The 13493-nt window shown below is 71.6% G+C and carries 15 protein-coding genes and 1 tRNA gene; 7 read left to right on the top strand and 9 right to left on the bottom strand.

Features of this window, described 5'->3' with window-relative positions:
* Positions 1–61 precede the first annotated feature (61 nt).
* The 3 genes from ACZ432_RS06985 to ACZ432_RS06975 form a co-directional block, all read right to left on the bottom strand.
* A complete protein-coding gene (locus tag ACZ432_RS06985) occupies positions 62–1315 on the bottom strand; it encodes a threonine synthase (RefSeq protein WP_426963694.1) in 1254 nt (417 codons plus the stop codon).
* Positions 1316–1717: 402 nt separating this feature from the next.
* Positions 1718–2377, bottom strand: a complete 660-nt coding sequence (locus tag ACZ432_RS06980) for a DUF7384 family protein (protein WP_426963695.1) — start codon at positions 2375–2377, stop codon at positions 1718–1720.
* Positions 2378–2383: 6 nt separating this feature from the next.
* Positions 2384–3448: a putative sulfate/molybdate transporter gene (locus ACZ432_RS06975; protein WP_426963892.1), complete on the bottom strand. Its 1065-nt coding sequence runs from the start codon at positions 3446–3448 to the stop codon at positions 2384–2386.
* 165 nt (positions 3449–3613) lie between these two features.
* Here ACZ432_RS06975 and ACZ432_RS06970 point away from each other — a divergent pair, with 165 nt between their 5' ends.
* From ACZ432_RS06970 to ACZ432_RS06950, 5 genes are all read left to right on the top strand, one after another.
* Complete coding sequence (locus tag ACZ432_RS06970; protein ID WP_426963696.1) at positions 3614–4573, top strand: ABC transporter substrate-binding protein; 960 nt, start codon at positions 3614–3616, stop codon at positions 4571–4573.
* A 34-nt stretch (positions 4574–4607) separates the two neighbouring features.
* Entirely contained in the window at positions 4608–5387 is a 780-nt protein-coding gene (locus ACZ432_RS06965; protein WP_426963697.1) for an ABC transporter permease, read from the top strand.
* On the top strand, positions 5384–6226 hold the full coding sequence (locus ACZ432_RS06960; RefSeq protein ID WP_464378860.1) for an amino acid ABC transporter ATP-binding protein: 843 nt from the start codon (positions 5384–5386) through the stop codon (positions 6224–6226). Before ACZ432_RS06965 ends, ACZ432_RS06960 begins: the two co-directional genes overlap by 4 nt.
* Positions 6227–6319: 93 nt before the next feature.
* The gene (locus tag ACZ432_RS06955) at positions 6320–7216 is read left to right on the top strand and encodes a substrate-binding domain-containing protein (protein ID WP_426963698.1); all 897 of its coding nucleotides are present in this window, start codon (positions 6320–6322) and stop codon (positions 7214–7216) included.
* A complete protein-coding gene (locus ACZ432_RS06950; RefSeq protein WP_426963699.1) occupies positions 7213–7932 on the top strand; it encodes a TOBE domain-containing protein in 720 nt (239 codons plus the stop codon). The genes ACZ432_RS06955 and ACZ432_RS06950 overlap by 4 nt, the downstream gene beginning before the upstream one ends.
* Before the next feature lie 33 nt (positions 7933–7965).
* Here the strand turns inward: ACZ432_RS06950 and ACZ432_RS06945 are convergent, their stop codons facing one another.
* Positions 7966–8631 (bottom strand): potassium channel family protein, encoded by a 666-nt coding sequence (locus tag ACZ432_RS06945; RefSeq protein WP_426963700.1) that lies wholly within the window; start codon positions 8629–8631, stop codon positions 7966–7968.
* Between the two features lie 188 nt (positions 8632–8819).
* Between ACZ432_RS06945 and ACZ432_RS06940 the strand changes: the two genes are divergently transcribed.
* Positions 8820–9671: a hypothetical protein gene (locus ACZ432_RS06940; RefSeq protein WP_426963701.1), complete on the top strand. Its 852-nt coding sequence runs from the start codon at positions 8820–8822 to the stop codon at positions 9669–9671.
* A gap of 3 nt (positions 9672–9674) precedes the next feature.
* Positions 9675–10802, top strand: coding sequence for a tetratricopeptide repeat protein (locus tag ACZ432_RS06935; RefSeq protein ID WP_426963702.1), 1128 nt, complete (start codon positions 9675–9677; stop codon positions 10800–10802).
* An 11-nt stretch (positions 10803–10813) separates the two neighbouring features.
* On the opposite strand, the gene ACZ432_RS06930 is transcribed toward ACZ432_RS06935, so the two are convergent.
* From ACZ432_RS06930 to ACZ432_RS06910, 5 genes are all read right to left on the bottom strand, one after another.
* Entirely contained in the window at positions 10814–11605 is a 792-nt protein-coding gene (locus ACZ432_RS06930; protein ID WP_426963703.1) for a sugar phosphate isomerase/epimerase family protein, read from the bottom strand.
* Positions 11606–11650: 45 nt separating this feature from the next.
* On the bottom strand, positions 11651–11935 hold the full coding sequence (locus ACZ432_RS06925) for a type II toxin-antitoxin system RelE family toxin (protein WP_426963704.1): 285 nt from the start codon (positions 11933–11935) through the stop codon (positions 11651–11653).
* Entirely contained in the window at positions 11928–12209 is a 282-nt protein-coding gene (locus ACZ432_RS06920) for a ribbon-helix-helix domain-containing protein (protein WP_426963705.1), read from the bottom strand. The genes ACZ432_RS06925 and ACZ432_RS06920 overlap by 8 nt, the downstream gene beginning before the upstream one ends.
* Positions 12210–12562: 353 nt before the next feature.
* Positions 12563–12634, bottom strand: a tRNA-Thr gene (locus ACZ432_RS06915).
* Between the two features lie 183 nt (positions 12635–12817).
* A complete protein-coding gene (locus ACZ432_RS06910) occupies positions 12818–13462 on the bottom strand; it encodes a DUF7114 family protein (RefSeq protein WP_426963706.1) in 645 nt (214 codons plus the stop codon).
* Between the last annotated feature and the right edge of the window lie 31 nt (positions 13463–13493).

Here is a 13493-nt window from a genome sequence, read left to right as displayed (position 1 = left end):
TCGCGAAAAACGATTTCGGAGGATCCGGGGTCGTCGCTACTCCTCGGCGACCGGTCCGCTTCTACTCCTCGAGGTCTCGATCCGCGGTCTCCTCCGCCTCCCGTTCCCCGAGGTGCGCGCGCAGCGCGTCCACGTCCTTGTTGCCCGCGCCCGTGTTCAGCAGGACGACCGTGTCGTCGGGGCCGAACTCGCCCCGCTCGGCGAGTTCGAACGCGCCCGAGACCGCGGCCGCGCAGGTCGCGCCGACCTCCAGTCCCTCGCGGCGCGCGACCTCGATGGCGGCGTCGAGGATCGCCGCGTCCGAGGTGGCGACCGCGCCGCCGTCCGACTCCCGGACCGCGTCGAGGATCAGCGGACTCGCGCCGGGATCGGGGATCGCGATGCCGTTGCAGGCGGTGTCGACCTCGTCGTCGGCGAGCGGTTCGTGCTCGTCCGCGCCGGCCTCGTAGGCGGCGACGACCGGGGCACACCCCTCGGCCTGCGCGACGTACATCGGCGCGAGGTCGTCGGTCCAGCCCAGTTTCTCCGCCTCGACCGCGGCCTTGTGCATGCCGACGAGGCCCACGCCGCCGCCGGTGGGGTAGACGACCGCGTCCGGCGCCTCCCAGTCGAGCTGCTCGAGGAGTTCCAGCGCCATCGTCTTCTTCCCCTCGTGGCGATACGGCGTGACGAACGTCTTCGTGGAGTACCAGTCGGGGTGTCCGTCCATCGCCGCCGCGTACGCGGCGCCCGCATCGCCGATCTGGGAGCTCCCGGCGGCCCCGCCCACGGGGTCACAGACGTGGAGCTCCGCCCCGTGGACTTCGGTCATCGCCTTCTGCGTGAAGCCGGCGCGCTTCGGCAGGTAGACGTGCGCGTCCAGTCCCGCGCGGGCGGCGTAGGCGGCCGCGGCCTGCCCCGCGTTGCCCGCGGAGTTGAGCGCCACCGTCCCCGCGCCGTGCTGGACGGCCGCGGTCATCGCCGCCGCCTGCCCGCGGTCCTTGAACGTCCCCGTCGGGTTGCGCCCCTCGTCTTTCAGGAGGACGCGGCCGACGCCCATCGCGTCCGCGAGCTCGGGACACTCGACGAGCGCCGTCCCGCCCTCGCCCATCGACACCGCCGCCTCCGCGGGGAACGGGAGCAGTTCCGCGTAGCGCCACATCGAGTCCTCCTCGCGGTCCGCGAGCTGCTCGGGCGACAGATCGACACGGTCGTAGTCGTAGGCCGGGTCGAGGATCCCGCCGCAGTCCGGACAGCGGCCGGGTTCCTCGGCGGGGTCGAAACGGTTCCCGCAATCGACGCAGTCGAGTCCGACGAACGCCTCGGAGGTCTGCATACGCGGTGTCTGTGCGCCCGGGGGGGTAATGGCTGTGGCGCCCGATGCGCGGACACGTCGCGAAGCGACCGCGAGCGGGCGCGGCCTTTCTCGGTGGGCTTCCGAGCACAGCGGAACGCCGGCCCACACGAACCCGACGTCGTTCGCGCGGTCGCGGGCATCGGCAACCGTCCCCGCAGTTCGCGGACCCATCTCTCGGCCAGATGCAGACCCATCCCTCGGCCACATGCGGACCGACGAGCTCTCCGATCGGTCACCCGACAGCGCCACGGTCGGCCGCGAACCCTTTTGAGGGAAAGCGCGCCATCCCGCCGCGTGCCAGGGGCTTTCACCCCGGAGCGGGCAGCGGTCGCGCGACACGTCGCTCCGGGAGCGGTTCGTGTCGCCCGTTCGCCCTGATCCCTACCGTCCCGGCTCGTCCGTGTTCTCTCGCGGCGCCCGGTCCGGGCCGGGGTAGTCGCCGTCCCGGACCTCCGGGTAGAGCCGTGCCGCGTCGAAGACGGCCGCGAACGCCCGCGGTTCGCGGACGCTGACCGGCACGCGATCGCGGAGCGCCGCCCCCGCCCCGGCGCTCGTCAGCCGGTCGTCCAGCGAGAGGACGTGCATCGCGCCGCCCCGATAGGCGGACCCCAGCGCCGGGTGGTCGTCCGGGGGATGCACAACCGGCTCGCGCCAGTCCGCGACCGCCGCGCGCCAGTCTGCCGCCAGCGACGCGTCCGCGGGATCCGCGAGGTCCGCGACGACCGACTCGGCGTCGTCGAGCAGCGCGTCGCTCGCCACCAGCGTCGTCCACGAGTGCCGCCACAGCGCCTCCAGCGCCGCCCGCGCGGAGCCCCCGACCAGCAGGTCCGCCGCGAGCACGTCCGCGTCCGCGACGACGCGCGCCGGGGTCGGTTCGGGCGGCGCCGGCGCCGCGTTCTCGGCCGCGTCGTCCCGGCTCGCGTCGCTCCCCGCGTTCCCGTCACTTCCCGTCCGATCGCGAACGCGCACGAGCGCCTCGCGGACGTCCGCCTCGTCGGCGTCGACCGCGGCGGCGCGGCCGAACAGCGACTGCCAGTCCATGTGCGGTCAACGACCGCTCCGGACATCCAACTTGCGGAGCGTCGCCCACGCCGCGGCCCCGGCGACGAACGCCACGCCGACGTTCGTGAGGGCCCCGAGGAGTCCGACGCCGACCGTGGCGAGGCGGTCGTCCCCGGAGAGCGCGGTCCGCGAGAGATCGGCGCCGACGAGCACCAGCAGGACGCCGAGCGCCGCGAGCGGGAACGCCACCACCACGCCCGCGACGAGCGCAAGCAGGAGGTAGCCGATCCCGAGCAGGACGTTCGCGCCGCCCGTGCGCGCCCCGAAGGCGTGCTTGCCGGCGAGGCCACCGCTGCCGTGGCACATCGGGAGCCCGCCCGCGGGAACCGACAGCAAGGTCATCGCGCCCATGCTTCCCGCGAGTCGGTCCGCGGACACCTCGCGGTCGAACAGGTCCTCGCAGAGCAACGCCGTCGCGACGGCCGCGTTGCCGACGGTCATCGCCAGCTGTGCGGCCGCGCCCTCGACCGCCCCGACCGAGAACGAGGGTCCGCCGCCGGCGAACGGCGTGAGTGTCGGCAGCGACGGCGTCGGAACCCCGACCGCGTCGACGGCGACAGCGAACCCTCCGGCGAGCACGACCAGCGCGCTCGCGCTCCCGTGGCCGAGCGCGTAGAGGGTCACGACGACGAGCGCCGCGGCGACCGCGATCTCGGGCGCGCCGACCGCCAGCTCGGCTCCGGTGACGACGAGCAGCAGCCCAACCGCGAGCTGGATCCCGCGGACGACCGGCAGCCCGACGACGCGCTCGACGGCGCCGACGACGCCGAACCGTCCGGCGATCAGCAGGACGACGCCCGCGAGGAGCCCCCCGGCGACGAGTTCACCGTAACTCATCGCGCCGGCGATGGCCAGCCCCGCGAGCGCCTTCATCGGCTCGACCGAGATCGGGAGCCCGTAGACGACGCCCCACACGATCTGGAAGACGCCGAACGCGACCAGCGCGTGCGGGAGCGACAGCGGCGTCAACGCCCCGAGCGCGACGACGATCGGGAGAACCGTAACCGAATCCCCCAACGCGCCGGTCAGCTCGTCGGCGTCGAACCGCATCTCACGGGCGTCCGAAAAGCGCGTTGTAGCCACGCATATGGGTTCTTCCGGGGATACGTGAACGTTTTCAGAAAACGAACGGAGTTGTCCCCGACCCCCGAGTCAACCGAACGCGATTACCCCAATCCCGGAATTATTATGTGTCCGCGGTCAACCGATGTATCCATGACGAAACAACGACGCGAGTTCCTGAGCGCTATCGCGGGTGCGACGGTCGTCGGAAGCGCCGGGTGTCTGGGATCGGGGCAGAGCGGCGGCAACGGAACCGAAGACGGAAGCGGGAGCGGAAGCGGCGGCAGCGTGCCGCCGGTCGCGGAGGAGACGCTCACGCTGACCACGACGACGAGTACCTACGACACCGGACTGCTCGACGCGTTGAACAGCGCGTTCACCGAGCAGTACGGCGCGGAAGTCGAGGCCGTGGCGCAGGGGACCGGCGCGGCGCTGGAGACGGGGCGGAACGGCGACAGCGACCTGGTGATGGTCCACGCGCGGTCGCTGGAGGACGAGTTCCTCCGCGAGGGGTACGGCGTCAACCGCCGCGACCTCATGTTCAACGACTTCGTGATCGTGGGGCCGTCCGACGACCCGGCCGGCATCAGCGGGATGGAGTCCGCGGCCGACGCGTTCGCGACCATCGCGGAGACGGAGTCCGTGTTCGTCTCCCGCGGCGACAACTCCGGGACGCACACGAAGGAACTCATCATCTGGGAGGAGGCGGGCGTCGAGCCGGGCGGCGACTGGTACCGCGAGGCCGGCGCCGGGATGGGCGACGTGCTCAACCAGGCGAACCAGACGCCCGCGTACACGCTCGCGGACCGGGGGACGTTCATCTCGATGCGGTCTGAGATCGACCTCGAGATCCTCGTTCAGGGGCCCATCGAGGGCGGCCCGGAACTGCTGGCGAACCCCTACGGCGTCATCGCGATCAACCCCGGCGTCCACGAGAACGTCAACTACGACCTGGCGATGTCGTACATCGGCTTCATCACGAGCCCGGAGGGCCAGCAGGTCATCGAGGACTACACGATGAACGGGGAGCAGCTGTTCTTCCCGGAGGCGGTCTCCGAGGACCCGAACTTCCAGCAGTACGTCCCCGAGGGCTGGAGCGCCGACGACTCGTGAGATTCATGACGGAACGCGCTCGGATCGGTAGCGTATGACTCCGACCGTCGCGGCGCTCGTCGAGGCGACCCTCGCGCTCGCGACGGTCGGCATCGGTAGCGCCGCCGACGCGGTCGCGGGCGCCGCGCCGCTGCTCGTCGAGTTCCCGTTCCAGCGGAACTACGTCACGAGCATCGTCCGCGTCTCGCTGTACGTGAGCCTCACCGCGGTCGCGCTCGCCACGCTGGCGAGCGTCCCGGTCGCGCTGCTCGTCGGCTTCGTCGACTTCCCCGGCAAGCGGCTGGTCGTCGCCGTGATCAACACGGGGATGGGGTTCCCGAGCGTCGTCGTCGGCCTGCTGGTGCTGGTGTTGGTCTCCAATCAGGGACCGCTCGGTCCGCTGGACCTCGTGTTCACGAAGGAGGCGATGATCATGTCCCAGTTCGTGCTCGCGTGGCCCGTCATCACCGGCGTCAGCCTCGCCGCCGTGACGAGCGTCGAGGACGGCGTTCGGGACGCCGCTCGCGCGATGGGCGGGACGCGGGTCGACGTGGCACTGGTGACGATCAAGGAGGCCAGATACGGGATCGTCACCGGCGTGCTCGCGGGCGTCGGTCGCGCCATCAGCGAGGTCGGGTCGGTGTTCATCGTCGGCGGCAACATCGCCAGCGCCGACGGCACCTCCATCACGCGGACGCTCACGACCGCGATCCAGTTGGAGGCGCGGCAGGGCCGGTTCGAGACCGCGATGGTGCTCGGCGCGATCCTGCTCGTGTTGGTGCTCGGCGTCAACGCGGTCGTTCTCCGACTCGGCGACCAGCGGGGTGGGCGATGAGTCAGCCACAGGAAACCGAGCGGGAGAGCGAGGCGGTAACCGGGGCGCCCCATGACCGTCAGCGCACGGGCGAGTCGGTCGTCTCGCTGGACGGTGTCGCGCGTCGCTACGGCGAGGAGGCGGTGTTCGAGGACGTGAGCCTCGACGCGCGGCCCGGCGAGACGCTGGCGATCATCGGTCCCTCGGGCGCCGGTAAGTCGACGCTGTTGCGGATGTTCGGGCTGTTCGAGCCGCCGGACGAGGGGCGCGTTCGCGTCGACGACACCGACGTGTGGACCGTCGGCGAACGCGAGCGGCTCGCGGCCCGCCGCCGCGTCGGGACCGTGTTCCAGGAGGCGAACCTGTTCGACGCCTCCGTCCAGCGGAACGTCGCCTACGGGCTCCACGTCCGCCGAGCGTGGCCCGAACGGCTCCGGGAGTCGCTCCGCCGGTTCGTCCGGACCGAGCCGCCCGAGGCGGTCCGGGACGCGCTGTCGACGGTCGGACTCGCCGACGCGGCGACCCGCGACGCCGACTCGCTGTCGGGCGGGGAGGCGCAGCGCGTCGCCTTCGCTCGCGCGCTCGCGTACGAGCCCGACGTCCTGCTGCTCGACGAGCCGACCTCCGATCTGGACCCCCGGAACACCGCGGTGCTGGAGAACGCGGTCGAGACCGCCCGCGACAGCGGGATGGCCGTGGTGATGGCGACCCACGACATGCATCAGGCCGAGCGGATCGCCGACCGCGTCGCGGTGCTGCTCGACGGCGGCCTCGTCGAGGTCGGCCCCGCGGAGCGGCTCTTCGAGGACCCCGACGACCCGCGGACCCGGAAGTTCGTGGACGGTGACCTGGTGTACTGAGAAACCTATACAGGTTTCTTCATCTAGGAAACGGAACTACCGAGGGTTACGCGATCCGAAACGGTTTCGGCGGACGCCGCCGAACCGGCCGGTATGCCGACCCGTCGCCGGAGCGTGATCGCCGCCGGTGGCGGACTGCTCGGTGTCGGCGGGGTCGGGCTCTCGACGCTGTCGACGGCCGACGATCCCGACCCGGCGAGCGGCCGCCTCCGTCTCGCCGTGGGCACGACCCTGTACGACTCGGGACTCGCCGAGGAACTGGCGGCCGCGGTCGCCGAGACGCGCCCCGACCTCGCGCCGGCGCCGGTGCCCCGCGGGACCGGGGCCGCGCTCCGGGCGCTGGCCGCGGGCGACGTCGCCGCCGCGATAGTCCACCATCCGCGTGCGGAGCGACGGGCGGTCGCCGCCGGGGACGCCGTCGACCGCCGGCCGTTCTGTGTCAACGACTTCCTGCTGGTCGGTCCGCCGGGAGACCCCGCCGGCGCCGCGGACGCCGCCGACGCCGCGGCCGCGTTCGACCGGGTCGCCGCCGCCGGCGAGCGGTTTCTCTCCCGCGGCGACGACTCCGGAACCCACGCCCGGGAGCGGCGGATCTGGGCCGCGGCGGACCGCGGCCCGCGCGGCGACTGGTACGGGGCAACCGGGAGTTCGATGGGCGAGACGCTTCGGATCGCCGGGTCCGTGGGCGCGTACACGCTCGTCGACCGCGGGACGTTCGTGAGGCGGCGCGGCACGGTCGACCTCGAGACGGCCTTCGCGACCGGCCTCGCCTCGCCGTCGCCACTTCTGCGGAACGTCTACAGCGTGGTGCGCGCGCCGCCCGATCGCGTGGACGACGCGAGCGCCGGGGCCGCTCGAACGCTCGTGGAGCTGCTCGTCGGCGACCCGGGACGAGGGGCGGTGCGGGGGTTCCGGGCGGACGGCGAACGGGCGTACCGGCCGGTCGAGGGAACAGACTCAAGCGACCGGCGGCGCTCCGTGAAGCCGTGACCGACGAGGACCCGGAGGGCGAACCGGCCGCGACCGCCCGCGCGACCCTCCGCCGGAGCGGGATCGCCTTCGACGCGGACGACGCCGCGCTGCTACGGGCCGTCGCCGCGGAGGGGTCCGTCGCGGGAGCCGCGGCGACGCTCGGCCGTTCGCGGGCGCGTGCGCTCGCCCGACTGGAGACGCTGGGGGGCGCGTTCGGCTCGCTCGTGGAGCGAACGCGCGGCGGCGCGGGCGGCGGCGGGAGTCGACTCACGGAGCGCGGCGAGGCGGTGCTGGCGCGGTTCGACCGCCTCGAGCGCGGCCTGCTGCTGTCCGCGCGGGCACCGGAGACCGCGCTGGACGGCGAGGTCGTCGACGTGGACGGCGAACTCGCGACCGTGACGACGGCGATCGGCGACGTGCGCGCGCTCCACGACGGACTGCGTCCGGGCGACGCCGCGCAGGTTCGAGTGGGGGCGGACGCCGTCACGCTTCAGGGGGCCGACGCCACGCCCGCGGCCGACGAGACGAGCGCGCGCAACCGCTTTTCGGGGACCGTCGCCGCGGTCGAGCGCGGGGAGACGGTCGCGACGGTGCGCGTGACCGTCGCGGAGACCGACGTGACGCTCGCGGCGCTCGTCACGGTCGCCAGCGCCGACAGGCTCGCTCTCGAACCGGGACGGGGCGTGACCGTCAGCTGGAAGGCGACCGCGACCGCGGCCGTGGCGCCGCCGTGACGGAGCCCTCTCCCCGGTCCGAGTCCGTCCGACTCAGGCCGCCTCGGCCGCCGTGAGCTCCGCGCGCACGTCCGCGACCGCCTCGGTGGCCGCCAGCAGCGCGATCCGGTCGCCGGCCTCGACGACCGTCCCGGGGAGCGGGATGGTCAGCGACTCCCGGTCGCGGCCGTGCGCGTAGATGCGCCCGCGGTCGCCCAGGTCGATCTCGTTGACGTGCGCGCCGACGATGGGCGCGTCCTCGGGCACGGTCAACACGAGGATCTGGAGCCCCTCGGTCAGGTCCGCGATGGCGTTGAAGTCGCCGCCCAGCAGCGCGGTCTTCGCGCCCGCGGCGCCGAGCCGCTCGGGATAGATAACCTCGTCCACGTCGTCGGAGTAGCGCTCGTAGACGGCCGCCTCCACGTCCTCGCTCACGCGCATGACCGTCCGCGTGCCGTAGTCGCCCGCGATCAGACAGATCTGGTGGTTCGTCTCCGGATCGCCGGTGAAGCCGCCGACCGCGTCCGCCTCCGCGACGCCCGCCTCCTGGAGCGTCGCCTCTCGGGCGCCGTTCCCCTCCACGACGCGAAAGCCCCGCTCCCCCGCGCGCTCGACCTTCATGCGGTCGTTGTCGACCACGACCACGTCGTGGCCCTCCTCGTCCAGCACGCGGGCGACCCGCGAGCCGACCCGACCGTATCCGACGACGATGACGTTCATGCGAGTCCGGTACGACAGGTGACGGCAAAAGTGTGGGTGGTGGTGCCACGACACGGGGACTGGCGCGGCCGGTGCGACGGCGCCACAGCCGATGCGACGGCACCACGACCGTCCGCCGTCGTCCAGCGCGCCGGTCCGGCTTCCGGGCGAGTCAAAACTATTTATTGACCACCTGTGTTAGCGCCGGTATGGTTACCGTCCAGTCGCACGTGCGTCCCGGCGGAGCGGTGAACGAGGACCTCGTCCGGACCCACGGGAACGCGGTCGTCGTGCTGGACGGGGCGACCGGACTCTCGGACCGGAGCGTCACCGACGCGGCGTCGGACGGGCGGTGGTACGTCGAAGCGCTCGCCGAGGAACTCGGGACCCGGATCGACGAGGGCGGGGGTCGGGACCTGCGGGACCTCGCCTCGGAGGCAGTCGCGGCGGTCGCGGACAGGTACGGCGACCACCCGGGCGCCGCCGAGCAGGACTCCCACGAGGTCCCCTCCGCGGCCGGCGCGGTCCTTCGCTGGGACGACGACCTCGAGTACCTGGTACTCGGCGACTGCGGGGTCGTCGTCGACGCCGGACCCGAGTCCAGAGCGGTCCTCGGCGAGGGGCCGCGCGACCTCGACCGGCGGGTGGTCGAGGAGATGGTGGCGATCCGCGAGGCGGCCGACGGCGCGGTCTCCTACGAGTCGCTCCGCGAGCGCGTGCATCCCATGCTGGTCGACCACCGGAAACGGAAGAACCGCGAGGGCGGCTACTGGACGTTCGGGCTGGACCCGTCGGCGGTCGACCACGCCGCGACCGGCTCCCTCGACCGCCGCGACGCCGAGTTCGCTGTCGCGTTCACCGACGGGTTCGAACCGGTGTGTACGACCTACGACGCGTTCGCGGACTGGTCGACGCTGGTTCCGTACCTCCGAACGGACGGCATCGAGCGGGCGGTCCGCGTCCTGCGTGCCTTCGAGGAGTCCGACCCCGAATGTCGCGAGTATCCCCGTCTGAAGCCGTCCGACGACGTCGCGGTTGCGACGGTCGACCTGAGCGAGTGACCCATGGCCGAACTGAGCGACGACCTCGTCGACCGGATCGAGGCGCGAGCGGACGAGTCGGGGACCGACGACCTGATCGAACTGTTCGGGGACCTCCCGCCCGAGACCGACCGCGAGTGGGAGCTCGCGCTGACGCGGCTGATCGAGGTCGCCCCCGACCGCAAGGAGGACCTCCGGCGGGTCTTCGAGTCGGACGACTTCGGCCAGTCTGACCCCGAAACCGTCCGCTTCGCCGCGTTCTTCGCCTACTGCACGTTCCTCCGGCGACGCGGGAACATCAGCGAGTTCGGCCGCGTCCTCGAGAAGCACGCGGAGTTCGACGACCACCCGATGTACCCGCACTTGCAGGGGCTGCAGGCGAAGCAGCTCCGGACCGGGGAGAGCTACGAACGCGCCATCGAGTACGCCCGACGGGCCCAGTCCCGCGTCGGCCCCGATCACGCCGGCGTGAACCACGCCTACGTCACGGCGATCGTGCAGGCGCTCGAGGAGGACAAAGAGGAGTTCCTCGGGACCCCCCGCGAGCAGCTGCTGGAGGAGGCCGAAGGGATCATGGACCAGCTCATCACCGAGCCGGTCTACCCCAAGTTCAAGGTGACCCTCGGCCGGCTCCGCGCCCTCCAGGGCCGGTACGACGACGCGATCCGGCAGATCAACGAGGGCATCGACCTCGAGGACGACTCGAAGGACAGCTACGTCCTCCGCGTCAACAGCTACCGCAACCATGAGTCGCGGGTGTACCTCGACAAGTACGTCGACGAGATCCAGCGCCGGCAGGACCAGCTCAAGGAGGACGTCGACGACGCGCTCGAGGCGGTCGAGACCGCACAGGAGGAGTCGAAAGACCAGATCAAGAAGCTCCAGGGACAGACGCTGCAGTTCCTCGGGTTCTTCGCCACGCTGCTCGCGGTCATCATCTCGACGGTGACGATCACGCTCGAGTTCTCGATCCTCCCCGCGACCGCCCTGATCGTCGTGCTGATCGGCGGGCTCCTGATCGCGTTCGGCGGCTTCACCGTCATGCTCCCCGTCGACCGGGCCCTGCGGAAGGGCTCCGCGCTGTTCCTCATGGGGCTTTTCACCGCCGGGCTGGGGTTCGCCGTCGCCGCCAGTATCGCGGGCGTCGTCTGACCCCGCCCGGGTTACCGCGTCGACGCCAGCAGCTCGTCGAGGTGGCGGGCGCTCCGCTCGACGTACGCCATGTTCGGCGTGGTCACCTCGACGGAGGCCGACCCCGTCCAGCCGTCCGGCAGCGCCGAGAACAGCCGCGCGAAGTCGATCGATCCCGCGCCGAGGGGCAGGTGCTCGTCGGCGGCGGTCCGCGTGTCGTTGAGGTGGAGGTGCGAGACGCGGTCCGCGTGGGCCGCGAGGAACCGAGCCATCTCCGCGTCGTCGTGGCCGTCGATCCGCGCGTGGCCGGTGTCGAACGTCATCGACGCGTCGGTCCCCGCAAGGAGCCCGGGCACGTCGTCGGTCGCCACGAGCGCGTCGTAGACGTTCTCGACCGAGAGCGTCGCGTCCAGCCCGGCCTCGGCGGCCCGCGCGTCCAGTTCCTCTATCGACCGCTCGACCCGCGCCGCGAGGCGCGCCCCGCCGTGTGCCCGCTCCCACGCGAGCGCGGTCGGGTGGAGCACCGCCGTGTCGGCCCCCGCCCGGTCCGCCGCCCGGTGGCAGGCGTGTAGCTCCGCGACGACCGCCTCGCGGACGCCGTCGAACGGCGACCCGAGGTCGAGCCCCTCGAACGGCAGGTGGACCGCGAGCCCGAGGTCGTCGTACCGCTCCAGCAGCTCCCGGCCCTCGCCGGAGAGCCACTCGCGGTCGGTCGCGCCGTCCAGCATCACCTCGACGTAGTCCAACCCGACCGCGTCGGCCACCTCGAAGTACCCCGCCACGTCGTTGTCGGGCTGCGTCACGACGCCGCGCTCGACGTTCATACCTGCACCGTGGAGCCAGTCGGTGGTAAGCCCCCCGCCTTCGCGTCAGTCGTCGTCAGCGGTGTACGCGCCGCCCCGACGCTTGATACGTGCGACGACGAGCCGCCGGTCGTTCTGTCGGAAGCTCACGGAGAGCCGGAACTCCCCGATGCGGATTTTCTTGTACGGGCTGTTCTGGAGCGGCTCGCCGTAGTCCGGCGGGTCGCGCCACGGCGAGGAGACGATCTCGTCGAGTTTGTCGAGTATCCGGTCCTGGTCAGCGGGGGAGAGTCCGCCGAGGTCGTCTTCGGCGGTCGAGGAGAGTTCCCACGTCCACTCGTCGTCACTCATCGCCCGTGCCGAACCGCTCGCGGGCGTCCTCGGCGCTCGTCGTCCGTCCCTCGCGGATGTCCTCCTCGGCTTCGAGCAGGGCGACGAGTTCGTCGCGGTCGAACGTCGGGAACTCGACGGCGTCCCGGAGCGTGTACCGAATGAACTCGCTCCGGCTGTTGAACCCGCGTCCCTGCCACGTATCGTCGATCTCGTCGAGGAACGACTCGGTGAGTTTGAAGGTCACCGTGGTGATGTCGTCCTCGCCGTCGTCGTTTGTAGCTGCTTTAGACATATCTACGTAATACGTATGTCTTACCAATAGTCGTTTCGGCGGAGCCTCACTCACCGCGTACTCGTCGTGAATCGCCGCATCGAGGGGTTTCTGTCACACTCCTGACTAGGGTTCAGTCATCCCTTTGCGAGCGTTGATTAGCGAAATCAGGAGTGTTCCTTGGGGGACGCGCCCCCGGTCGATATCGGGTCTACCCCACCGCAGTCTGTGAATTGGTTTGTGTGTCCTGACACTTCCCCGAATCGCAATACGGCGAGGGATGCCCTGTTTAGCGAGAGACGCGAATCTTGAACGGGTTTCGTTCAGACGAGTGTAGCCAAAAAGTGTACACACAAGGAGTGTACGGAAGAAAGAGCCTAGGCCGGGATTTGAACCCGGGGTCTCGTCCTTACCAAGGACGCGCTTTACCGCTAAGCTACCCAGGCGCGCGTTTTCTCGTTGACCGGATTCGTCTTTAGGCGTTTCGATCCGGACGCCGTCCGCGAGGTCGTCGCACGGTCGCGGTCTGGCCGTCGGCGCTCGCCCGATGCGGGCTGCTTCAACGCTCGATCCGTCGCTTTCGGGTCGAGAAAGATCGGGGTGACGAGCGAAACGCTCCCTCGGCCGCTTCAGACGCGCTCCTCGGAGAGCGCGGCGATGCGGTCGGCGGTGGCGTCGGGGAGCGCCTGCCCCGGCGGTGGGAACTCGCCGTCGTAGTCGGCGGCGAGTTCGCGGGCGTACGTCTGTAGCTCCGTGGGAGGGTCGCCGCCCACGGCGGTCGTCCCGGCGACGACCGCGAGCTCGAAGACGTCCTCCTCGAGGTTGCGGTCGAGGTCCGCGGCCGCGGCGGGCGCGGCCTCCTCGCGGCGGGTCTGGTCGCGGCCGAACGCGCGGACCACGTCGACGGCGGCGGCGGCGGCCTCGGTGCGCGCGAGCAGGTAGAAGCCCCGCGAGACGAGCACGTCCGCGGCGAGGATGTCGAGGTCGGCGGCGATGTCCGCCTCCGCGACCGCCTCCCCGACCCACGGCTCGTCGTGCGCGAGCCGGCGGGTGAGCCGGAGGCCCTCGTAGATGAGCTGGACGCCGGCGGCGCGGTCGGCGACGGCGTCGAGGTCCGCGGCCGGGTCCAGCGCCCGAGTGGCGACGAGCGCGAGGACGCCGGGCGTCACCGCCGCCGCAGCGAGTCTGTCGTCGAGGACCTCGCGGAGGCGCGCCGGCTCGATGTCGGCGACGGCCTCGCGCGCGGCGGCGCGTGCCCGCACGGCGTCGTCCATCGCCGGAAAGGAAGGCCGGGAAGGGCAAAGA

The sequence above is a fragment of the Haloparvum alkalitolerans genome, from assembly GCF_055381565.1.
This window is presented reverse-complemented; position numbering and strand designations above follow the sequence as displayed.